This window comes from Streptomyces sp. NPDC005533 (assembly GCF_042871845.1).
In the GTDB taxonomy this organism is placed as follows: Bacteria; Actinomycetota; Actinomycetes; order Streptomycetales; family Streptomycetaceae; genus Streptomyces.
In genome coordinates, this window is record NZ_JBIAJH010000005.1 from 232,643 (window position 1) to 253,216 (window position 20,574).

Consider the following 20,574-nt stretch of genomic DNA (forward strand, 5'->3'; position numbering starts at 1 on the left):
TACCGACGCCCACGTGGACAGCCTCGTCCGCTTCACCGCGCCGGGTGTGGTCCTGCCGGACCGCGCGCACCCGACCACCCCGCCGGACTCCTGGTCCTGCTCCGCCGACCAGGCCAAGTCCGTCCTGTCGAAGGCGACGGACGCACGCGGCCGGAGCTTCGAGGTCGTCGACCTGCCGCAGCCCGACCCGGACAGGATCACGGGCCGGGGCGACGACTTCGTGTCGACGTACGCGAACTTCTACATCGCCAACGACGCCGTCTTCATGCCCGAGTTCGGGGACCGCAAGGCCGACGACCAGGCGCGGGGCATCCTGCGGGAGCACTTCCCGAAGCGGGACGTCGTACCGGTCGCGATCGACACGATCGCGTCGGGTGGCGGCGGCATCCACTGCTCGACCCACGACCAGCCCGGCAGGCCGGCGGCCTGACCCCCCGGGCCTCGGCCGCGCCACCGCCGGGCTCCGCCCGCGCCTCATCGCCGGCGAGGCCAAACGGTGCGGCTCAAAGCCCGGGACTCCGCCCCGCACCCCGCGCCTCAAACGCCGGCGAGGCTGAATTTGTGCGGCCCAGCCGGAGGGTACGGCGAGGCCGGATGGTGCGGCACAGCTGGAAGGTGCGGCACAGCTGGAAGGTGCGGCACAGCTGGAAGGTGCGGCACAGCTGGAGGGTGCGGCACAAAGATCGGGGCTCCGCCCCCGGCCCCGCGCCTCAAACGCCGGCGAGGCTGAATTGGTGCGGCCCAGCCGGATGGTGGGGCACAGCTGGAGGGTGCGGCTCAAAGATCGGGGCTCCGCCCCGGACCCCGCGCCTCAAACGCCGGCGAGGCTGAATTGGTGCGGCGTAGCTGAATGGGTGCGGTCAGGCTGGACGGGTGTGGCCGGGCTGGATGGGTGTGGCCGGGCTGGGTGGTGTGTCGGTACCGGGTAGCAGGCGGGTCGGTTGGGGTGGGGGTGGGTGTGTGTCGGGGTGATCCCCGCAGGGTGCCAAACGCACTTCCGCCCAGCTCTCCGACACCCCGACACGTTTGGCGCCCGAGGAGACGCCCCGGCGCGCGCCCGCCCCCACCCCAACCGGCCCAAGCGGCGCAGCCAAAGGGCGCCCGCCCCCACCCCAACCGACCCCCACCCCGCCGACCCCGCCCAAGCGGCGCAGCCAACCGGCGGGAACTCGCACGGCATCGCGTACGACTACCTCCCCGGCGGCTCCCGCGCGGACGACCACGGCGGGCGCAGCTCCGTACCCATGCCCGTACCGAGGATCTGGAGCGCCGATGACCGGTAGGCAACCCGAGGCCCGCACCGACGGCGGCCTGCGGCGCGGGGCGCCGCCACCGGCTCTGGCCGGCTTCGTCGTGCTGCTGGCGGCCCTGTTCGCCCTCTCCTACGGGGTGGGTGCGGCCGCCGGGCCGGTCGCCCCCGGCCTGCACCGCACCGGCACCGGCACCGGCACCGGCTCGGGATCCACCGGCGGCTCGCACGGTGGCGGCGGCATGAGCGGCACGCATCCGGGGAGCGGCCGATGACCGCGGACACGGCGGGCGGCACCCTGACGGCGACCGATCTGATCGTCGGCGGAATGACGTGCGCGGCCTGTGTGAACCGGGTGGAGAAGCGGCTGGCCCGGCTCGACGGGGTGAGCGCGACGGTCAACCTCGCCACCGGGAGGGCGCGGGTGAGCCATCCGCCGGCCGTCACCCCCCAGGACCTCATCGCGGCGGTGGAACGCGCCGGCTACACCGCCGAACTGCCCCCGCCGGCGGAGCCACCCGCGGAGCCCCCCGCAGAGCCGCCCGCGGACGGGGAACGCCGGGAGCGCGAACGGCTGTTGGTCACCGCCCTGCTCTGCCTGCCGGTCCTCGTGCTGTCGATGGTGCCCGCCCTGCAGTTCCGCAACTGGCAGTGGCTGTGCCTCACTCTGGCCGCACCTGTCGTCGTGTGGAGCGCCCTGCCGTTCCACCGGCGGGCGGTGCGCGGGCTGCGGCATTCGGTGGCCACCATGGACACCCTGGTCTCCCTCGGGGTCCTCGCCTCGTTCTGCTGGTCCCTGTACGCGCTGTTCCTCGGCGGCGCCGGCGTTCCGGACATGCGGATGCCGTTCACCTTCCTCCCCTCGGCGGGTGGGGAGGTCGCGCACGTCTACCTGGAAGCCGCCGTCGGAGTTCCCCTGTTCGTCCTGGCCGGCCGCCACCTGGAGGGCAGGGCCCGGCGGAGCACCGGCGCGGCCCTGCGCTCACTGGCCGGGCTCACGGTCAAGGACGTGACCGTGCGCGAGGACGGCAGGGAGCGGCTGATCCCCGTGGAACAGCTGCGCGTGGGGCAGGAGTTCCTCGTCCGGCCCGGTGAACGGGTCGCCACCGACGGTGTGGTGGTCTCCGGCAGCTCGGCTCTGGACCTGTCCCTGGTCACCGGCGAGAGCGAGCCCGTGGAGGTGGGGCCGGAGCGCAAGGTGGTGGGCGCCGCCGTCAACGCCGGTGGACTGCTGCTCGTACGGGCCACCGCGGTCGGTGCGGACACCCAGCTCGCCCGCATCACCCGCATGGTCACCGAAGCCCAGGCGGGCAAGGCCCGGGCCCAGCGGCTCGCCGACCGCGTGGCGGGGGTCTTCGTCCCCGTCGTCCTCGCTCTGGCGGTCACCGTGCTCGGTTTCTGGCTCGGCGCCGGGGCGGACCCGCAGGCCGCGGTGACCGCGGCGGTGGCGATCCTCGTCGTCGCCTGTCCGTGCGCGCTGGGGCTGGCGACGCCCACCGCGCTGCTGGCCGCGACCGGCCGGGGGGCACAGCTCGGCGTGCTGGTCAGCGGTCCGCAGGCGCTGGAGGCCCTGCGGCACGTCGACACCGTGGTCCTGGACAAGACCGGCACGCTCACCACCGGACACATGAGCGTCGTCCAGGTCACGGCGGTCAGCGGCGGCATCGGGCGCGAGGCCGTCCTGCGCCTGGCCGGGGCCGTGGAGCAGGGCTCGGAGCATCCGCTGGGCCGCGCCCTCGCCGCGTACGCGCAGCGCGCGCTGCCCGGGGGCACGCTGCCCCCGGTCACCGACTTCCGGGCGACGGCCGGGACAGGGGTCACGGGGCTCGTGGAGGGCCGGCGCATCGACCTGCTCTCGCCCGACGACGGACTGCCGAAGTCCTTGGCGCAGGCGCTGGCCGAGGCGGAGGCGTCCGTGCTGACTCCCGTCCTGGTCCGGGTGGACGGCTTCGACGAGGCCCTGATCACCCTCGGGGACGTGCTGCGGCCCGGGAGCTACCGGGCCGTGGACCGGATGCGCCGGCTGGGAGTGGAACCGGTGCTGGCCACCGGTGACCGCGATGCCACGGCCCTGGCGGTCGCCGCGCAGCTCGGCATCCACGCGGTCCACGCCCGCTGCACTCCGGAGGGGAAGGCCGAGCTGGTGGCGCGTCTGAAGGCGGAGGGCCGCCGGGTGGCGGTGATCGGTGACGGGGTGAACGACGCCGCGGCCCTGGCCCGCGCCGATCTCGGCATCGCGATGGGCAGCGGTACGGACGTGGCGATCGGCGCCGCCGATGTGACGCTGGTGCGCGGTGACATCGAGGCGGTGGCCGACGCGGTCCGGCTGGCCCGTCGCACCCTGGGGACGATCCGCGCCAACCTCGTCTGGGCGTTCGGCTACAACGTGGTCACCGTGCCCCTGGCCGCGGTCGGTTGGCTCAACCCGATGGTCGCCGCCGCCGCGATGTCCGCCAGCTCCCTGCTGGTGGTCGGCAACAGCCTGCGCCTGCGGGCCTGGCATCCCGCGCCGAAGCGCCACGGCGGCATGTCGACCCGTCCCCGCCGAAAGGGTTTTCAGCGATGACCGATCCTCTCTCCCCCACGTCCTCGGCCGCGCAGTCGCCCGCCGGCCGCCGGCTGCGCGAAGGGCTGGTCGCCGTGCTGGCACCGGTGACCGCCTGTCTCACGGCCCTGGTCGGGCTGACCGCGTGGACCACGGCGGGGGCCGCGGGCACTCCGGCCCGGATCGAGGTCGGCATCGGGCGGGTCTTCCTGCCGTACGCCGACCGGGAGCGCACGGCCGCGTTCTTCCGGATCACCAACACCGGTGGCTCCGGGGACCAGTTGGTCTCCGTGACCTCTCCCGTCGTCGAGTCGGTCACGCTGAGCCGGCACGGGAGCGCCGCGGGGGCGGATTCCCTGCGCATGGTCCCCTCGGCGGAGGTCCCCGCAGGCTCGACGCTGGAGATGACTCCGAGCACGCTGGACGTGATGATGACGGTCAGGGGCCGCTGGCAGGTGGGGGACGCCTTGCCCTTCGTCCTGCACTTCCGCAACAGCGGGCCCGTCCAGGCCGTGGCGTTCGTCGTGCGGCCGGGAGGCTGAGCCGCCCCGCGTCGCGGACCTCGCCGATCGCGCCGATTTCGTCCGTCCCGCCGCTTGCGGGAACCCGGAGCCCGCCCCGGCCGACTACTCCCCCGTACGGGGCGGACACCGCGCCGAAGTCATCCTGCTGCAGAGGATCGAGGGACGAGAGATGGGCGGGCTGGACGTCCACATGCGCGCAGTGGCCTGCCGGCACGGCCGGGTGGAGGCCGTCGCCGATGTGGACCTGGAGATCGCGGCCGGTGAGCGGGTGGCCCTGACCGGCACGAACGGTTCGGGCAAGACCACGCTGCTGCGGGCCGTGCTCGGCCTCCACCGGCAGGTGTCGGGCGCGATCACGGTCGGCGGGCGCGGCACCGGTTCGGCCGCGGAGTGGGCCTGGCGGCGCCGGGCCTGCGCGTGGATCCCGCAGAAGCCGGCCGCGGGGCGCTTCCCGCTGCTCGGCGCCGAGCTGCTGGCGAGCAGCGGCGCGGCGACGGACGCGGCCGAGGCCGCGGACCGGCTCGGGGTGGGTCCGCTGACCGGGCGGCCGCTGCACACCCTCTCCGGCGGGCAGTTGCAGCGCATGTACCTGGCCCGGGCGATCGGCTGCGTGGCCGCGGGGGCGCAGGTGCTCCTGGCCGACGAGCCCACCGCCGCCCTCGACTTCGACGGTCAGGAGGAGGCGGCGGACGTGCTCACCTCCTTGCCGGTGACCCTCGTCGTGGTGACGCACGACCGCGCGCTGGCGCGGCGCTGCGACCGGGTACTGGAGATGGCCGCGGGCCGGCTGCGGGAGGTCCGATGACGCTCGCCACCGCCGACCTGGGCACACTCCTGCAGCTCCTGCCCGTGCAGCGGGCGGGCATCGCCCTGCTGCTGGCCGCCGTCGGGCTGCCCGTGATCGGGGTGGTCATCGTCGGGCTCGACATCATGCCGGTCCGGTTCGCGATGATGCACGTCGCCCTGCTCGGCATCGCGGTCGGCCTGCTCACCGGCCTCGACCCCATGCTGTGCGCGCTGGTGGCCTGCGCCCTGGCCGGTGCGGGCGTCGCCCCGCTCGCCCGCACCCCGGACGGGCTGTCCGGGGCGATGGGGCTGCTGATGAGCCTGGCCATCGCGGCGGCGCTGCTGCTGCTCGCCGTGTCGGGCGTCAACGCCTCCGGCGCGTTCGCCCTGCTCTGGGGGTCGATCCTGTCGGTGGGCACCGCCGACCTCGTGGTCCTCGGCGTGCTCGCGGTCGTGGTCCCCGGCCTGTTCTGGTGGCGGCGCCGCGAGATCGGCCTGCTCCTCCACGACCGCGAACTCGCCCAGTGCTCGGGCGTTCCCGTACGGGCGTTGACGGCGGTCCTCCTGGTCCTCGTCGCCGTCGCCGTCGCGGGCGCCATCAAACTCACCGGCGCCCTGCTGGTCGACGCGCTGACGCTGCTGCCGGCGCTCGCGGCCCGCCGCCTCGGCGGCTCGCTGCGGTCGATCACCCTCTGGGCGGTCGGCATCGGCATCGTCGTCAACCTGACGGGGTTCCTGCTGGCCCTGTGGCTGGACTGGCCTCCCGGCCCGGTCCTCGTCCTGACGGCGGGGGCACTCGTCCTCGCCGTGCACTTCATACCCGAACGGAGAATCAGCACATGGCGCGCACCCGCGGCCGTATCCCTTCCCTCCTCGCACTGAGCGCGGCGGTCCTCCTCACGGCCGGCTGCGGAGAAGACGGCGGCGCCGGCACCGGTGCGGCCGGCGACAACCCGGCGCCGGCCGGCGCCCCCGCCGCGAAGGACAAGCCCGTGGTGGTCGTGACCACCAGCTGGGAAGGCGCCTTCGCCCGGGCCGCCGGCGCCCAGGACGTCAAGGTCATCGTCCCGCAGTCCGTGCACCACGCCCCCGACTACGATCCGAAGCCCTCGGACCTCGCCGCCGTCGCCAAGGCCGACTTCGTGCTCTACGCGCCCTTCGAACCGTACGCGGCGAAGATCAAGGAGGCCGCCGGCTCCAAGGCGAAGCTGGTCGAGGTCAACCTGGACAACGACCCCGACAAGGTCAAGGCCGAGGTCGACAAGCTGGGCGCCCTCTTCGGCACGGCGGACGCCGCCGCGCAGTGGAAGACCGGCTTCGACACCGAGTACGCGAAGCTGAACAAGGACGTGCAGGCGGCCTGGCCGGGCGGCAAGAGCCCCTCCGTCGTCTCCCAGGTCTTCACCGCCTGGGCCGCGAAGCTCGCCGGGGCCACGTCCGTGGGCACGTTCGGGCCGGAGGCCGTCACCCCGGCGCAGCTCGCGGACCTGTCCGCGAAGAAGCCGGCGCTCGTCCTGGACAACGCGCACATGTCCACGGGCACGGTCCTGCCCGACTCCGGCGCCAAGCAGGTCAAGATCGTCAACTACCCGGGTGAGGACCTCGACCTCCTGCCGGTCTACCGCAACGCGGCGGCCGAGCTGAGGAAGGCCATGGGCGCCTCCTGACCCGGCGCGGCACGGCGTGAACCGGGCACGGGAGGGCACGCGTGGAGCGCGTGCCCTCCCGTGCTGCGGTGTGCGGGGCCCGGCGGCGGGGCGCCGCCGGGCCCCGCCCTGTCATCCCGCCTGGGCGAGGGGGACGCTTGCGGTCCCCGGCAGCGGGTGTACGTCGACCAGGCACGCGCGCAGGGCGGCCCGGTCGGGCTTGCCCGCCGGGGTCAGCGGGAGTTCGGCGACGATCAGGAGCCGCTCGGGGAACTTCCGCTGTTCGAGCCCGCGCTCCGCGAGGTGGGCGCCGATGTCCTCCAGGGAGGGCGCCTGCGCGGTGCGGGGTACGACGCAGGCCGCCAGCCGCTCCCCCATGACCGGGTCCGGAACGCCGACGCACACCACGTCGCGCACCAGCGGGTGGGCGGCCAGCTGGCGTTCGACCTCGGCGGGGCTGATGTTGGCGCCGCCCCGGATGACGATGTCCTTGAGCCGTCCGACGACGTGCAGGGTGCCGTCCTCGTCGAGGAAGCCGAGGTCTCCGGTGCGGACCCAGCCGTCGGGGGTGCGGTAGCGGGCGTCGAGGTCCGGGGAGGCGACGTAGCACAGCGGGGTCATCGGGCCGCGCGCGATGATCTCCCCGACCCGGCCGTCCGGCAGCGGCTCGTGCGTCTCGGTGTCGGCGATGCGGATGTCGGCGACCCGGGGGTCGGGGCGGCCGGCCACGACTCCCCGGCCGTCCGCGGGCGGGGTGTCGTGGTCCAGGCCGGTGTGGCAGTTGACGCCGTCGGCCGAGCCGTAGAGGTTGACGACCGGGCAGCCGAAGGCGCGGGCGGCCTCGTTGGCCGTGCGCTCGTCGAGCGCGGAGCCGCCGAGGACGAGGGCGGTGGGGGCGGGCAGCGGGTGGTCGTCGCCTTCGAGCCGGTCCCCTTCGAGCCGGTCCAGCATCATCCGCACCATGGTCGGTACGCCGAGGACGTGCGTGGGCGCGTGCTCGCGCATCGCCGCGAGAGCCGCTTCCGGGGTGAAGTGGTCGAGGAGGACGAGCGTGCCGCCGTGCCGGGCCAGGGTGACGGCCGTCCCGTTGGAGCCGAACGCGGAGCCGAGCGGTACCAGGAACAGGCAGCGCGGCGCGGTCCCGTCGGGCATCAGCGAGGCGAGGAAGTTGCCGCGACCGCCGGCGAGGGCGTTGTGCGAGTAGGCGATCATCTTCGGCTCGGACTCGGAACCGGAGGAGACGAGGATGCGGGCCGCGCCGTCCGGGTCGGGCCGGGCCGGTACGAAGGCGCTCGCGTCGGAACGCAGCAGGGCGGAGAAGGCGAGGGTTCCCTCGGGGGCGGGCCCGGTTCCGGCGGCGATCACGTGCCGGAGCGCGGGGAGGGCCGGCGCCAGGCCGTGCAGGTCGGCGGCGTGCCGGCTGCCGCGGTGCTCGGTCGCGGCGATGACGGCGACGGCTTCGGCGCGGCGCAGCAGGCATTCCGCTTCCAGGCTGCCGCGGCCGACGGGGAAGGGCAGGGCCACCGCGCCGAGGGCGGCCAGGGCGAGGTCCGCGATGACGGCGTTGCGGTTGTTCGGGAGCTGGACGCCGACCACGTCGCCGGGTCGTATGCCGAGGTCCCGCAGGCCGCCGGCCAGACATCGCACCTTGCGGTCGAGCGCGGTGTAACAGAGGGGGCCCTTGGCGTCGATGACGGCGGTGGCGTGCAGGTCGGCGATCTGCCGGGCCCGGAACAGGCTGTAGAGGTCGAGGTCGGGGCAGGTGCCGTCGACCACCCAGGAGCGGCGGAGGCCTGCGGGCAGCAGGTCGTGCAGTGCGAGCCTGTTGGCGGTCATGTGAAGCTCCAGGGGTCGGGAACGGCAGGGGCTCCGTGCGCATCTCGGCTGATCGAGCCGGTGAAACGCTGGTCGTGGTGCAGGTCGGCCAGTTCGGTGGTGACGGCGGTGGCCGTCAGGCCGTGCTCCCGCAGCTGCTTGAGGGCGTCCGCGGTGGGCAGTTCGCGCAGGTCGTACGCTCCTGCGGCGGGGGCGGCCGCGTCGGTCGGGGCGATCCAGCCGTCGGCCGTGGGCAGGGGGCGCCGGAATCCGGCCGGCCGCCGGGGGTTCTCTCCGCGTGCCGCGCGTCGCAGGGCGGGGGCGGTGAGGGTGTCGGCGGCGCCGAGCAGGGAGGAGTCCACGCGGACGCCGTGGCCGGTGCGTTCGCGCAGAAGGAGTCCGGCGAGGACCGCCTCGGCGCCGTGCAGTCCGCCGAGGACGTCGAGCAGGGTCATCAGTGAGGGGGCCGGGGGCTCGTCCTGGGGGCGGACGGCCTCGCCGACCGCGGTGCGGGCCTGGACCATGAAGTCGGTGCCCATGGGGGCGTCGTCGAGCCGGTCGGCCCAGCCGCTGGTGTACGCGTAGACCAGCGCGGGGTTCACCGCCGCGAGGTCGTCGTGGTCCAGGCCGAGTGCGGCGGCCTTGCCCGGGGCCCAGTTGTGGAGGAAGACGTCGGCCTCCGCGGCCATCTCGCGCAGGCGGCGCCGGTCGGCGTCGGCCTTGATGTCGATCTCCACGGCCCGCTTGCCGCGGTTGAGGGCGAGCCAGCGCGCGGAGGTCCCGGAGCAGGCGGGCGGCATACCGCGCAGCGGGTCGCCGCCCGGCGGCTCGATCCGGATCACCTCGGCGCCCAGCAGGCCCAACAGGTGGGCGGCGAGCGGGGCCTGGATGCGCCGGCCGGCCTCCAGGACGGTCAGTCCGGCCAGCGGCCGGCCCGCGGCAGGCCGGTCGAGGCGCCGGGCGCCCTGCCCGCTTCCCTGCCCGCTTGCGCGCCTGCTTCCGCGCCCGGCCGCCGTCCCCGGACGGCCGGTTTCCGGCCCGAGCAGCCGGAGCGCCCAAGGGGCGGCGCCGTCGTCCTCCAGCGCCCTTTCCCCGAGCGTGCGCAGGACGCACACCTCGGCGCCGGAGAGGGCCGCGGCCCGCCGGACGCCCGTCATGGGGGTGGCCCGGGTGATCTCGTGGAGGGCTCCGGGGAAGGGGGCGCAGGCGGTGGCGTACCGGAACTGGAAGGGCCGCCAGCCTGCCCGCATCGCGTCGGCGGGCGCCTCCAGCGCACGCCAGAAAGCGGCCCAGACACCCGGGTCGAGGGTCTCCAGTTCGAAGAGGACGCCCTCGGCGGAGCGGAAGGGCGGCCCGCCGGCGGCGAGTTCGGCGGCTTCGCCCTCGTCGGCTCCGGCGGCGGCGAGGTACTGGGACACCGTCAGCAGGCCCGCCCGGTCCGCGCGGGTGGCGACCTGGGCAGCGGGGCCTCCGCGGGCCTGGCCGACGAGGCCGGCGAGCAGCCCCTGCACGGTCAGGACGGCGGTGGCCGTGGCGGCGTAGTCGGCGGCGAGTCCCCGCGGGGCGCCGTCCCGGCGGCCGTGCACGGCCATGATGCCGGTGGCGGCCTGCACGGTCGCCTCGTCGACGAGCCCGCTCGCGGGGCCCGCCCAATCGGCGACCGCGTGGGCCGGTGCGAAGCCGCCGCCGGTGAGCGTGATGCGGTCCGGCGCGGCCTCCGGGCCGCGGCGAGCGCCGCTCGCACCGAGCATGCGCAGGTGGTCGGAGACCACAGCGGTGATCTGCGGGGGCCCCGAGGTGTCGAAGCGCAGTGTGTCGAGCGGCCGGACCGTCTGCGTGGTGGCTGGTGACGCCATGCCTCTCCTCTCCCGGCGCGGCGGTGGCCGTCGCCCGGTTCGTGCGGTACGCGGGGAACCGGGGGGCGTCCGCGCCCGACCAGTTCCACGGACAGACAGTCGGACAACCGTTCCCACGAGTTCCCGGGAATGAGGAGGAGAACAGTGACGGATCCGGACACGGTCACCCAACCCGCGCTCCAGCAGGCCCAGTTGAGGGAGCGGATCGCCGCGTTCGTCCGCGGCCGGGTGATCCCTCGGGAGGGCGTGCTGGACGCCGGCGGCCCGGCGGCGGCCGAGGCCCTCGCCGAATTGGGCCGGCAGGCCCGTGAGGATGGGCTCTGGGCGCTCCCGCTCCCGGCCGAACTGGGCGGCGGCGGCCTGTCCTTCACCGCGTACGCCGCCCTGGCCGAGGACGAGGGCGCCAGTGACCACGGCCCCGTGGCGCTCGGTTCCGCTCCCCTGCTCGACGTCACCATGCTGGCCCGCCACGGCACGCCCCGGGTCCGCGGGGAGTACCTGGCACGGCTGGTCGCCGGGGAGCTGCGCACCTGCTACGCGATGACGGAGCCGGACGTGCCCGGCACCGATCCGTTCTCGACCGCCACCGGCGCCGAGCGCCTGGCGGACGGCGGTTGGCGCGTGAGCGGCCGCAAGTGGTTCACCTCCGGCGCCGCCGGCGCCGACCTGGTGACGGTGTTGGCCCGCACCGGCGGAACCGCCGGCGACCGCGCGGGGCTCTCCCTGCTCCTGGTGCCGACCTCCTCCCCCGGCTTCCGGGTGGTCCGCGAACTCCCCGTGCTGGGTGGGGCGGGCCAGTACGAGATCGCGCTCGACCGGGTCCGGGTGCCCGCCGACCACCTCCTCGGCGAGCCCGGCGACGCCCTGGCCATCGCGGGTGAGCGGCTGTTGCTGGGCCGTACGCTGCGCTGCCTGCGCTGGCTGGGCCAGGCCCGGCGCGCCTTCGACCTCATGTGCGAACGGGCCGCCACGCGCAACGGGTCCCGCGGGCCGCTCGCCGACCAGCAGCTGGTCCAGCAGCACGTCTTCGACGCCCTCCTCGCGCTGCGCACCACCCGGCCCCTCGTCCACGAGGCGGTGCGCCTGATCGCGTCCGGGCAGGACGCGCGGACGGAGGTGGGGCTCGCCAAGGTCGCCGCCGCGCGGATGCTCCAGCAGGTCACGGACTCGGCCATCCAGGTGCACGGCGCCGCCGGGCTCGGTCCGGACACCCCGCTGCCCGCTCTCTTCCGTACGGGCCGCGCCGCCCGCGTCCTCGACGGCCCCGACGAACTCCACATCACCGCCGTGGCCCGCCGCGTCCTGCGCGACTACGGCCCGGGGCCCGCTACGCGCGGGTGATGTCGACGAGGCCGTCCATGGCGGCCAGGCCGAGCGCCAGGAAGAAGTCGCCCCAGATCAGCTCGTGCCGGACCGCCAGCCCCTTCGCCGCGTCGTAGCAGCCGTCCAGGAGCATCCCCGGCGGGCGGCCGGAGCACACGCCGGTGAGGTGGGCCCGCGCCAGGCGGTTCAGGAGGGCGACGGCCCGGTCCGCGCACGCCTGCGCCCGGGGGCCCGGGACCCGTGCGAGCTTCAGCAGGGCGACCGCGGTGATCGCGGCGGCCGACGTGTCCAGGGGGCCGGCGGGCCGGGAGGCGTCGGCCGGCGGGACCAGCCGTCCGGCCGGCACCTCCCCTTGCGCCAGCAGCTGTCCGGCCGCGTCGTCGAGCCGGGCGCGGTCAGCGCCCACGACGTCGGGCCGCACCAGCGCGTCGGCCACGGCCAGGAGCAGCCAGGCCCGGCCGCGGCTCCAGCCCGGCGCGGGCTCGTCGCAGGGCTGCCATCCGGTGCTCTCTTCGAACTGTCGGGCCGGCCACAGCCAGGGGCGCCGCTCGGCGCCCGTGCCGAGGCAGAGGTCGAGGTGCCGGTGGAGGTGGGCGGCCGCGGCGGCCGCACCCCGCGCGCCGGCGCCCGCCAGCAGGGGCACCATCCCCGGCACCCCGTCCACGCGGGCCAGCAGGCGGGGCCCGCCGAGCGCGTCGCCCCAGGGGACCAGGCCGAGTGCGGGGTCGTAGGCGGACAGGCAGGCCTGGGCGGCCCGGTCCCGCAGCCGGGCGGCTTCTCCGTCGGCCCCGGCGAGCGAGGTCCCGTACCAGAAGATCAGTCCCCGGGTGGCGGTGTCGGCGTCGGCCCAGGGAGCGAGCCGGGCCGTGCACGCGGCGGCGGCCCGCCGGTCGGCGTCGGTACCGGAGTGGCGGGCCCGCAGCCACAGCAGCCCCGCCCAGAAGCCTCCGGTCCAGGAACCGCGGCCGGTGGTCGTCCACCGCCCGTCGTCAGGCTGCGCGTAGAGCGGGAAGCGTGCGCCGACCTGGGCCTCGGTCACGCTCACGCGCCCGATGACGGCCGTGAGGGCGTTTTCGGCCCAATCCGTGGGCGCCGCGCCGTTCACGAGGCGGCCTTCCGCCGGTCCCGCGCGGCCCACGCGAAGGCGACGGCTCCCGCCGCCGCGAACTCCGCGGCGACCAGCAGCCAGCCGTGGCCGTACCGGCCGCTCCCGGCCAGCAGCCCGAACAGCGGCGGCCCCAGGGCGAATCCGCCGAAGAACCCGGCCGCGACGAGCGCCGAGTCCTGACCGGCCCGGCCCGGCGCGGCCCGCTGCATGACCAGCACCATGGACACGGCGTTCCCGGACACGGCGAACACGCCGACGGCGACGGCCCCGAGCCACACCAACGGATGTGCGACGAGCGCGGCGGCCAGGAGCAGAGCCGCCCCCAGCGCGCCGCAGGCGAGCCATCCCGGCAGCCACTCGGCCCGGCCCGGCCGGGCCGCCTTCGACCAGCCGATCCGGCCGGCGATCCCGGCCACGCCCAGTACGGCCACCAGGGCGCCGGCCGCGGTCGGACCCATCCCCAGGCGCTGCGCTCCGAAGAGGGCCAGGTAGGTGTTGACCGAGGCGATCCCGGCCCCGAGGAACAGGGAGAAGGCCGCCAGCCAGGCGATCATCCCGCGGGGAACGAGGGAGCCGTGAGGGCCGGTCGGGGGTGGCGCGGGATCCTCGGGCAGCGCCCGCAGCGCCCACCCCCCGGCGAGCAGGGCCGCGCCCGCCGCCGTCCACACCGCGCCCCGCCAGCCGATCCCGCCCGCGAGCAGCACCAGGGGCAGCCCGGCCACGAAGGCGCCCAACTGGACGCCGGACTGCTTCAGTCCGGTCACCGCGCCCCGCCGGGCCGGCGGGACGACGCGCAGGATGGCCTTGTTGGTGGCGGGGTTGGCCAACGCCTGCGGTACACCGCCCAGGGCGACGGCGCCGAGCAGCGCACCGGTTCCGGGGGCGGCGCCGATCAGGGCCAGCGCCGCGGCCGACACCAGCAGCAGGACGACCAGGGAGCGGCGCGGACCGATCCGGTCCACGAGCCGGCCGCCGGCCGGGGACAGCACGGCGGCCGTGCCGAAGCCGAGCGTCGTCGTCAGCCCGAGGACCGCGGGCGAGACCCCCGGTTCGTCCACCAGCCGCGGGCCCAGGGCCCCGAGGAGGAACAGCTGGAGCATCGAGAACGCCATGGCGCACGTGAGCAGCGCCGTCAGCGGTCTTCCCGTGCCCTCGTCGGCACGCGCCGGCACGGTCCCGGGTTCCTCCACCGCCACTGAGGGCTCCTTCCCCACGCCGCCCGCACACCGTTTCGACCGGCCAGTCAGTCGGCCGCCGAAGGCCTCCGGTTCCCCGCGCGTCGTGTGGTCCGGCTCACAAGGGGCGGGCGCTCAAGGCACGGCCGGGTCGCCCACCAGAACTTGTCCAGAAGTGCGCAGCCTTCTTCGAAGTCCCGGACGCCGGTGCGAGGATGAGCTCCGCCATGGACCAGGGCCGATGTTCACGAGTCGTACGGGCTGCGATGTTCGCAGCCCTCTGCGTGCTGCTCGCGGCCACCGGTCACCTCCTCATGTCGGGTACGGCGGTGCCCTGGTGGGCCCTGTCCGCCGCGTTCGCCGGCACGGCGGGAGCGGCCTGGGCCTTCGCCGGCCGTGAGCGCGGGCTGCTCGCCGTCACCGCCGCGGCCGTCACCGTCCAGGCCGGGCTGCACGCCGGGTTCTCCCTGGCCCAGTCCCTGGTCCACCCGTCCCTGCCCACCGGCGCCTCGTTCGCCCGCCAGTGGGCGCAGTACCTGACCGGAGTCGGGGCGGCCTCGGCCGTCTCCCCGGGCGAGGCGTCGAGGGTGGTCGACGAGGCCGGGGTCAGCGGTCTGGTCTTCCGGCCGCCGCCCGGTACCGGGCTTTCCGATGCCACCGCCCACGGCCACCACGCCGCGCACGAGATGGCCGGCGCGGTGTCCGCGGGGACCGCGATGCCGGGCGCGGGCCACGACATGGGCGGCATGTCGCCGACGGCGATGCTCACCGCCCACCTCGTGGCCGCGGTGCTGTGCGGCCTGTGGCTCGCGCACGGTGAGCGAGCCGCCTTCCGGATCCTGCGCGCCGTCGCCGGATGGCTCCGGACCCCGCTGCGCCTGCTCCTTCGCCCGACCGCGACGGCGCACCCGCCGCGCGTCCTCGTACGCCGCGCCCGCCGGCGCCACGCGCTGCGCCGGCTCCTCCTCGTCCACGCCATCACCTCACGGGGTCCCCCGCAGGGAGTCGCTGTCGTCTGACAGCCGGCTCCCCGAGCACGCGTCGGCACCCGCGTTTCGCGCCCGCCCGCCGCGCCTCGGGCCTCGGCCCTGCCCTCCGGCGGGCCGTACCACCCTTCACCGGCCCCGCCCTCGCGCGCGGCGCCGGTCCCCCTTCCCCGAAGGACCTGTGGCGATGACTCCTGCCCTGCCCACCCGGACCCGTCCCGCCGTCGAGCGGCCGGACCGGCACACCGCCGACGCGGCCGTGACCCGACTGGCCCTGGACGCCCGCGATGGCGACCCCGCGAAGGCCGACCGTTTCGTCCGCGCACTGCACCGCGACGTCTGGCGCTACGTCGCCTACCTCAGCGCCGACACCCAGGCCGCCGACGACCTCACCCAGGACGTGTTCCTGCGGGCCCTCGCCGCCCTTCCCCGCTTCGAGGGCCGCTCCTCGGCGCGCACCTGGCTGCTGTCCATCGCCCGCCGCACCGTCGTCGACAGCCTCCGCCACGCCGCGGCCCGGCCCCGGCTCTCGGACCGGCACGACTGGCAGACCGCCGCCGAGCAGACGCAGCCGCACGACGTGCCGGGCTTCGACGAGGGTGTCGCGCTGGCCGAACTCCTCGCCACGATCCCGGCCGAACGCCGGGAGGCCTTCGTCCTCACCCAGCTCCTGGGCCTGCCCTACGCCGACGCGGCCGAGGCCATCGGTTGTCCCATCGGTACCGTCCGCTCCCGCGTCGCCCGCGCCCGCACCTCCCTCGTCGAGCTGCTGACGGGCACCGCCGCGGCCGCGCCCGTACGGGAGCACCCGCTGCCGGGCCGGGAACCGCGGTTCGTCGCACCGGCCGTGCGCAAGGGTGCGCTCACCACGGCGCCCGCCTGATCCGGCCGGGGGCACGGGAGGGCGCGGCCTGAGCGCCGCCCTCCCGTGGCCCCGCGCCGGCCGGGTGCGTCCGGGGACTCCGCAATCGCGGGCCGGCGCGCTACCCTCCGCTCCATGATTGACATGGGCATGTTAAAAGCCTGGGTGCGCGGGCGCCGGCGGGGGCGCACCCGCCGGCAGGCCTTCGTCGGCCTCCTGCTGCTGGCCCTCCTCGGCACGGCGACCGCCACGGCCGCCCCGGCCCCGGCCCGCGCCCCCTCCTCCGTCGCCGCCGCGGCGACCGCGACCGCGGGTGCGGCCGACGCCGCGGCCGCCCGCTGGGGCGACCGGCGCCTGGACGAGGCCGCGTTCCTGACCACCCACAACGCTTTCACCAACTACGAGGACTCCCGCTGGAGTTCGGTGAACCAGGCAGAGTCGGTGCGCGCCCAGCTCGACAACGGCGTCCGCGGCCTGAGCCTGGACACGCACTGGTACGAGCGCAGCACCTGGCTGTGCGTCATCAGCTTCGGCAGCGACTGCTACCCCAGCGACGTCTACCTGTGCCACGGCGACTGCAAGACCTTCGCCGGCGCCACGTACGCGCTCCCCCGGCAGTCCCTCCACGGGACGATGCAGACGGTGGTGGACTTCCTCGCCGCCCATCCGCAGGAGGTCGTCACCGTCTTCCTGGAGGACTACGTCAGCGCGGAGCAGCTGGCGCGGTCCCTCGGCCGGGTCAGGGGACTGCCCGAGATGGTGTTCCGGCCCGACGAGTGGGGCGTGCGCGCGCACGGATGGCCGAAGGTGGCCGACCTCGTCACCGCCGGCAAGCGGCTGCTGATCTTCTCCGACCGCTCCGACCGCGAGCACCTGGGCGTCATGTACGACAAGTCCTGGACGGTGAGCAACTACTGGAGCCTCGGCGACCTGGGCAACGACCTCAGCTGCGTCAGCCGCTGGTCGGACGTGCCCCTGGACCGTCAGGAGCCGGGATTCCGGCGCCTGTTCACCATGAGCCACCACCGCAACGTGCCCACCGTCATGACGGCGGCCCTGGACAACGGCGCCAAACTGAGGGACCGCATCGCGGGGCCGTGCCGGACGGCCACCGGGGGCCGCGATCCGAACTTCGTCTCCGTCGACTTCCACCGGCTGTCGGACGGAAGCGGGCACACCCCCGCCTCGATCGTCGCGGAGCTGGGCGCACGCCGTTGATGCGCGTACGCACGCCGGAGCGGCCCTCCACGAAGTGAAGGGCCGCTCCAGGTCACCGCGCTACGGCACGGACGCGTTGCCGCGTCAACACGTCACCGCGTCACGGCGCCACCTTCAGCAGCTTGTTCGCGGTGCCGGAGGACGGGTTCTTGATGGCACCCTTCGTCGCGGCCCCGGTCAGTGCGGCGGCCGTGTCGGCGGGTGTCGCGGACGGGTGGGCCGCCAGGTAGAGAGCGGCGGCGCCCACCACGTGCGGGGTCGCCATCGACGTCCCGGAGATCGTCTTGACGGCCGTGTCGCTGTCCTTCCAGGCCGACGTGATCTCCGAGCCGGGCGCGTACAGGTCGACGACCGAGCCGAAGTTCGAGAAGTCCGACTGCTGGTCGTCCTCGGTGCTCGACGCCACCGTGAGGGCCTCGGGCACCCGGGAGGGCGAACCCTGGCCGGCGTCCGAGGACTCGTTGCCGGCCGCCACGGCGAAGGTCACACCGGAGGCGATGGCCCGCTTGACGGCCGCGTCCAGCGCCTCGTCGGCGCCGCCGCCGAGGCTCATGTTGGCGACCGACGGCCCGGAGTGGTTCTTGGTCACCCAGTCGATGCCCGCCACGACCTGCTCGGTCGTGCCCGATCCGTTGTCGTCCAGCACCCGCACCGCGACGACCTTGGCCTTCTTGGCGACGCCGTGGGCGGTGCCCGCGATGGTGCCCGCCACGTGCGTGCCGTGGCCGTTCCCGTCGTCGGCGGAGTCGTCGTTGTCGATCGCGTCGAAACCGTGGGCGGCGCGGCCGCCGAAGTCCTTGTGCGAGATCCTGACGCCGGTGTCGATGACGTACGCCGTCACCCCCTCGCCGCCGCCGTCCGGGTACGTGTACTTCTGGTCACCGGCCGTGGCCGCCTGGTCGATCCGGTCCAGGCCCCAGGACGGGGGCTTCTCCTGGGTCTCGCTGATGTGGAAACGCTTGTTCTGCACGACCGTGCCGACGGCGGGGTCCGCGGCGAGCCGCTTCGCCTCCTTCGGCGTCATACCGGACGCGGAGAATCCGTTGACCTGGGAGCCGTAGGAGCGCTCCAGCTTGCCGCCGTACTTCTTCGCCAAGTCCTCCTTGTTCGCGGATGCGTCGAGGATGACGACGAAGCTGCCGTCCACGGCGTCCGGGGCGCCGAGTCCGTGCACCGTGCCTTCGGCCGGTGTGGCCGCCCCGGCAAGGGGGCTCGCAAACAGGGCTGCCACCAACGCAGTTGCTGCGCCCGCGGCTATGCCCGTGGTGCGAAGGGCGTTGGATCGCTTGTGAGTTGCCATGTAGAGGGTTCTCCTCGTGTTGACGTGTGGGGCGTCAAACGTTCTGGAGAACCCTGTTCCGATTGACAGGAGCAAATCAAGGCCGAACCCGGGGTAAAGGCTTTTTCAACAAGGTTTCTTAATACACCCTCCGCACCGCCTCCATCTCGCACACATGTTCTCGTGAAGCCCTTCACGGAATGAGCACATGATCGTTTCGGCACCGGGGCCGGGGGTGCGTGTTTGGCGGGGTCCTGGCGGGTTAGGCGCCGGTTGCGGGGACATCCCGTGAGGAGTGTGAGCCGTCATGGGCGCAGACAAGCACCAGACGCCGGACCCGGGCCGCGGCGGGCGGATCCGCGGGCGGTCGCCGGCACCCGACCAGGTGAAGACGGGCGGTCGGCCGCGCAGCCCCGACGAGATCGCCCACGAGCGCGGCCGCGAGGACGCGACGATGCGTGACGTGATGCACGACCTGCGTGAGGAGGACCTGGACGACATGCGCGACGACCGCTGAAGACCGGCCGCCGCCCACCGCCGCCGCGGGCACCGCGGGACGCGACCCCGGGGCCGCGGACCAGTGCGGCCAAGACGGCTGCGGCCGTGCGGACTTCGAAACCTCCGGGACCTCCGGGCCACGGCGGGCATCGATCCGGGATCCGGCCCGGTGGCCGGGAGCCGGGCGCGCTTCAGCCGCCGATCGCGGCCGCGTAGGAGGCCAGGCCCTCCGCGGTCGTCCCGGCCCAGCCGACGTAGCCGTCGGGGCGGATCAGGAACACCCCGTCCCCGTACGCCTCGTACGAGGGGATCCGGACGGTGCGGACGTCCGCGAGCCCGGGGAGCGCGGACGGGTCCGGCAGACCGGCCGCGTCGGAACCCGCTCCGACCGTCAGCAGCGTCCAGTGCGTTCCACGGAACGCGTCGAAGAGCCGGAGGCCGCCGCGCACCCCGTCCGGTGCGCGGTCGCCCGCCCGCAGAGCCTCCTCGGCCAGGCCGTGGCGGGTCTCGACCGCGAGGGCCGAAGTCCGGTAGCCGATGCCGAGCTGGCGGGTGGCCTCGCCGCGCCGGGCCTCGCCGCGGTGGATGCGGGTGGACAGGCCGAGCATGTGGGCGGCGACCGGCAGCCGCTCCTCCTCGTAGGAGTCGAGCAGGGACGCGCGCGCTCCCCCGGCCAGGACGGCGGCCAGCTTCCAGCCCAGGTTGTAGGCGTCCTGGACGCTGGTGTTGAGGCCCTGTCCGCCGGCGGGCGAGTGCACGTGCGCGCTGTCACCCGCGAGGAACACCCGGCCGTCGCGGAAGCGGTCGGCCATCGCGGCCCTCGGCCGGAAGTCCGAGGCCCAGCGCACCTCCGTCACGTCATCGGGCGCGAGGTGCGAGCGGGCGCCGACGACCTTGCGGATCCCGTCGAGGGAGAGGTCCGGCTCGGTGCCCTCCGGGAACGCCGCCACCAACTGGAACTCCTCGGTCGCGGCCAGCGGCCAGATGGCGAGGTAGCCCCCGCCCTCGGTCGGCGGGAAGACGTGCATGTGGTCGCGGTCGAGGCCCTCGACACGGACGTCGGCGACCAGCATCGGGTTCGGGTCCACGGTCTCGCCGGTCATGCCGATGCCCAGCGCCCGTCGGACGGTGGACCGGCCGCCGTCCGCGGCCACGGCGTACCGCGCGCGGACGGGCGGACCGGAGACGAAGGCGGCCGTCACGCCCTCCGGGTCCTGCTCGATGCCGGCCAGCTCCCGGCCGAAGGCGATCGTCCCGCCCAGTTCCGCGAGCCGCGCGGCGAGGATCTCCTGCGTCCGCCACTGCGGCACCATCCAGGGTTCGGCGTACGGGGCACCCTCGGTCGGCTCGGCCGCGTCGAACATCCGGTGCTCGCCGGTGCGGACGCCGTCCTGCCAGACCACGCCGACCGGGTACGGGGCTCCGGCCGCCCGGATCGCGTCGTGCACGCCGAGGTCGTCGAGGACCTCCAGGGTGCGGGGCTGCAGTCCCTTGCCGCGCGATCCCGGGAAGAGGGCACCGGCCCGCTCGACGACGAGGGCGTCGACTCCGCGCCGGGCGAGGTCGATGGCCAGGGCGAGCCCGGTGGGGCCGGCTCCGACGACGAGCACGTCGGTGTGCCGTGCGGGGGCATGCGTGTTCACGACATTCTCCTTAACGTTGTTAAGTGCTGCGCTCGCCAGCATGCATTTAACGGTGTTAAGG

Annotated in this window: 17 protein-coding genes and 1 pseudogene; 12 read left to right on the forward strand and 6 right to left on the reverse strand. The window is 74.9% G+C overall.

Going from position 1 to position 20,574, the window contains the following annotated elements; all coding sequences use genetic code 11:
• Nucleotide 1 precedes the first annotated feature (1 nt).
• From ACFYP3_RS07495 to ACFYP3_RS07525, 7 genes and pseudogenes are all read left to right on the forward strand, one after another.
• Nucleotides 2–430: pseudogene (locus tag ACFYP3_RS07495) on the forward strand (agmatine deiminase family protein); the annotation flags it as partial.
• Between the two features lie 842 nt (nt 431–1,272).
• Nucleotides 1,273–1,524 carry a hypothetical protein gene (locus ACFYP3_RS07500; protein WP_388828242.1) on the forward strand — a complete coding sequence of 84 codons (252 nt, stop codon included), beginning with the start codon at nt 1,273–1,275 and terminating at the stop codon, nt 1,522–1,524.
• Complete coding sequence (locus ACFYP3_RS07505; RefSeq protein WP_388828245.1) at nt 1,521–3,815, forward strand: heavy metal translocating P-type ATPase; 2,295 nt, start codon at nt 1,521–1,523, stop codon at nt 3,813–3,815. Before ACFYP3_RS07500 ends, ACFYP3_RS07505 begins: the two co-directional genes overlap by 4 nt.
• Complete coding sequence (locus tag ACFYP3_RS07510; RefSeq protein WP_388828248.1) at nt 3,812–4,336, forward strand: copper chaperone PCu(A)C; 525 nt, start codon at nt 3,812–3,814, stop codon at nt 4,334–4,336. Before ACFYP3_RS07505 ends, ACFYP3_RS07510 begins: the two co-directional genes overlap by 4 nt.
• Before the next feature lie 151 nt (nt 4,337–4,487).
• A complete protein-coding gene (locus tag ACFYP3_RS07515; RefSeq protein ID WP_388828251.1) occupies nt 4,488–5,123 on the forward strand; it encodes an ATP-binding cassette domain-containing protein in 636 nt (211 codons plus the stop codon).
• Nucleotides 5,120–5,986, forward strand: coding sequence for a metal ABC transporter permease (locus ACFYP3_RS07520; RefSeq protein ID WP_388828254.1), 867 nt, complete (start codon nt 5,120–5,122; stop codon nt 5,984–5,986). Before ACFYP3_RS07515 ends, ACFYP3_RS07520 begins: the two co-directional genes overlap by 4 nt.
• Nucleotides 5,944–6,771, forward strand: a complete 828-nt coding sequence (locus ACFYP3_RS07525; RefSeq protein WP_388828257.1) for a metal ABC transporter solute-binding protein, Zn/Mn family — start codon at nt 5,944–5,946, stop codon at nt 6,769–6,771. Before ACFYP3_RS07520 ends, ACFYP3_RS07525 begins: the two co-directional genes overlap by 43 nt.
• A gap of 111 nt (nt 6,772–6,882) precedes the next feature.
• Here the strand turns inward: ACFYP3_RS07525 and ACFYP3_RS07530 are convergent, their stop codons facing one another.
• Entirely contained in the window at nt 6,883–8,586 is a 1,704-nt protein-coding gene (locus tag ACFYP3_RS07530) for a class I adenylate-forming enzyme family protein (protein ID WP_388828260.1), read from the reverse strand.
• On the reverse strand, nt 8,583–10,421 hold the full coding sequence (locus ACFYP3_RS07535; RefSeq protein WP_388828263.1) for a CoA transferase: 1,839 nt from the start codon (nt 10,419–10,421) through the stop codon (nt 8,583–8,585). The genes ACFYP3_RS07530 and ACFYP3_RS07535 overlap by 4 nt, the downstream gene beginning before the upstream one ends.
• Nucleotides 10,422–10,565: 144 nt before the next feature.
• Between ACFYP3_RS07535 and ACFYP3_RS07540 the strand changes: the two genes are divergently transcribed.
• Complete coding sequence (locus ACFYP3_RS07540; protein WP_388828266.1) at nt 10,566–11,762, forward strand: acyl-CoA dehydrogenase family protein; 1,197 nt, start codon at nt 10,566–10,568, stop codon at nt 11,760–11,762.
• Here the strand turns inward: ACFYP3_RS07540 and ACFYP3_RS07545 are convergent.
• Together ACFYP3_RS07545 and ACFYP3_RS07550 are read right to left on the reverse strand one after the other, a co-directional pair.
• A complete protein-coding gene (locus tag ACFYP3_RS07545; protein ID WP_388828269.1) occupies nt 11,749–12,789 on the reverse strand; it encodes a sugar ABC transporter permease in 1,041 nt (346 codons plus the stop codon). The genes ACFYP3_RS07540 and ACFYP3_RS07545 overlap by 14 nt on opposite strands.
• A gap of 56 nt (nt 12,790–12,845) precedes the next feature.
• Entirely contained in the window at nt 12,846–13,964 is a 1,119-nt protein-coding gene (locus tag ACFYP3_RS07550) for an MFS transporter (protein WP_388828363.1), read from the reverse strand.
• A gap of 278 nt (nt 13,965–14,242) precedes the next feature.
• On the opposite strand from ACFYP3_RS07550, the gene ACFYP3_RS07555 reads away from it, so the two are divergent.
• The 3 genes from ACFYP3_RS07555 to ACFYP3_RS07565 all read left to right on the forward strand — a co-directional run bounded on the left by ACFYP3_RS07555 (nt 14,243) and on the right by ACFYP3_RS07565 (nt 17,093).
• Nucleotides 14,243–15,046 carry a hypothetical protein gene (locus ACFYP3_RS07555; protein WP_388828272.1) on the forward strand — a complete coding sequence of 268 codons (804 nt, stop codon included), beginning with the start codon at nt 14,243–14,245 and terminating at the stop codon, nt 15,044–15,046.
• 154 nt (nt 15,047–15,200) lie between these two features.
• Nucleotides 15,201–15,896: a sigma-70 family RNA polymerase sigma factor gene (locus ACFYP3_RS07560; protein ID WP_388828275.1), complete on the forward strand. Its 696-nt coding sequence runs from the start codon at nt 15,201–15,203 to the stop codon at nt 15,894–15,896.
• Between the two features lie 114 nt (nt 15,897–16,010).
• The gene (locus tag ACFYP3_RS07565) at nt 16,011–17,093 is read left to right on the forward strand and encodes a PI-PLC domain-containing protein (protein ID WP_388828278.1); all 1,083 of its coding nucleotides are present in this window, start codon (nt 16,011–16,013) and stop codon (nt 17,091–17,093) included.
• Between the two features lie 100 nt (nt 17,094–17,193).
• On the opposite strand, the gene ACFYP3_RS07570 is transcribed toward ACFYP3_RS07565, so the two are convergent.
• Nucleotides 17,194–18,393 carry a S8 family serine peptidase gene (locus ACFYP3_RS07570; protein ID WP_388828280.1) on the reverse strand — a complete coding sequence of 400 codons (1,200 nt, stop codon included), beginning with the start codon at nt 18,391–18,393 and terminating at the stop codon, nt 17,194–17,196.
• Between the two features lie 286 nt (nt 18,394–18,679).
• Between ACFYP3_RS07570 and ACFYP3_RS07575 the strand changes: the two genes are divergently transcribed.
• The gene (locus ACFYP3_RS07575; protein WP_388828283.1) at nt 18,680–18,889 is read left to right on the forward strand and encodes a hypothetical protein; all 210 of its coding nucleotides are present in this window, start codon (nt 18,680–18,682) and stop codon (nt 18,887–18,889) included.
• Nucleotides 18,890–19,061: 172 nt separating this feature from the next.
• Here the strand turns inward: ACFYP3_RS07575 and ACFYP3_RS07580 are convergent, their stop codons facing one another.
• Nucleotides 19,062–20,555 carry an FAD-dependent oxidoreductase gene (locus ACFYP3_RS07580; RefSeq protein WP_388828286.1) on the reverse strand — a complete coding sequence of 498 codons (1,494 nt, stop codon included), beginning with the start codon at nt 20,553–20,555 and terminating at the stop codon, nt 19,062–19,064.
• Nucleotides 20,556–20,574: the final 19 nt, after the last annotated feature.

Coding starts and splice junctions, on each gene's coding strand:
- ACFYP3_RS07500 (WP_388828242.1), top strand. CDS start 1,273: ATGACCGGTAGGCAACCCGAGGCCCGCACCGACGGCGGCCTGCGGCGC.
- ACFYP3_RS07555 (WP_388828272.1), top strand. CDS start 14,243: ATGAGCTCCGCCATGGACCAGGGCCGATGTTCACGAGTCGTACGGGCT.
- ACFYP3_RS07535 (WP_388828263.1), bottom strand. CDS start 10,421: ATGGCGTCACCAGCCACCACGCAGACGGTCCGGCCGCTCGACACACTG.
- ACFYP3_RS07570 (WP_388828280.1), bottom strand. CDS start 18,393: ATGGCAACTCACAAGCGATCCAACGCCCTTCGCACCACGGGCATAGCC.
- ACFYP3_RS07565 (WP_388828278.1), top strand. CDS start 16,011: ATGATTGACATGGGCATGTTAAAAGCCTGGGTGCGCGGGCGCCGGCGG.
- ACFYP3_RS07505 (WP_388828245.1), top strand. CDS start 1,521: ATGACCGCGGACACGGCGGGCGGCACCCTGACGGCGACCGATCTGATC.
- ACFYP3_RS07525 (WP_388828257.1), top strand. CDS start 5,944: ATGGCGCGCACCCGCGGCCGTATCCCTTCCCTCCTCGCACTGAGCGCG.
- ACFYP3_RS07515 (WP_388828251.1), top strand. CDS start 4,488: ATGGGCGGGCTGGACGTCCACATGCGCGCAGTGGCCTGCCGGCACGGC.
- ACFYP3_RS07550 (WP_388828363.1), bottom strand. CDS start 13,964: ATGGCGTTCTCGATGCTCCAGCTGTTCCTCCTCGGGGCCCTGGGCCCG.
- ACFYP3_RS07520 (WP_388828254.1), top strand. CDS start 5,120: ATGACGCTCGCCACCGCCGACCTGGGCACACTCCTGCAGCTCCTGCCC.
- ACFYP3_RS07575 (WP_388828283.1), top strand. CDS start 18,680: ATGGGCGCAGACAAGCACCAGACGCCGGACCCGGGCCGCGGCGGGCGG.
- ACFYP3_RS07530 (WP_388828260.1), bottom strand. CDS start 8,586: ATGACCGCCAACAGGCTCGCACTGCACGACCTGCTGCCCGCAGGCCTC.
- ACFYP3_RS07560 (WP_388828275.1), top strand. CDS start 15,201: ATGACTCCTGCCCTGCCCACCCGGACCCGTCCCGCCGTCGAGCGGCCG.
- ACFYP3_RS07580 (WP_388828286.1), bottom strand. CDS start 20,555: ATGCTGGCGAGCGCAGCACTTAACAACGTTAAGGAGAATGTCGTGAAC.
- ACFYP3_RS07510 (WP_388828248.1), top strand. CDS start 3,812: ATGACCGATCCTCTCTCCCCCACGTCCTCGGCCGCGCAGTCGCCCGCC.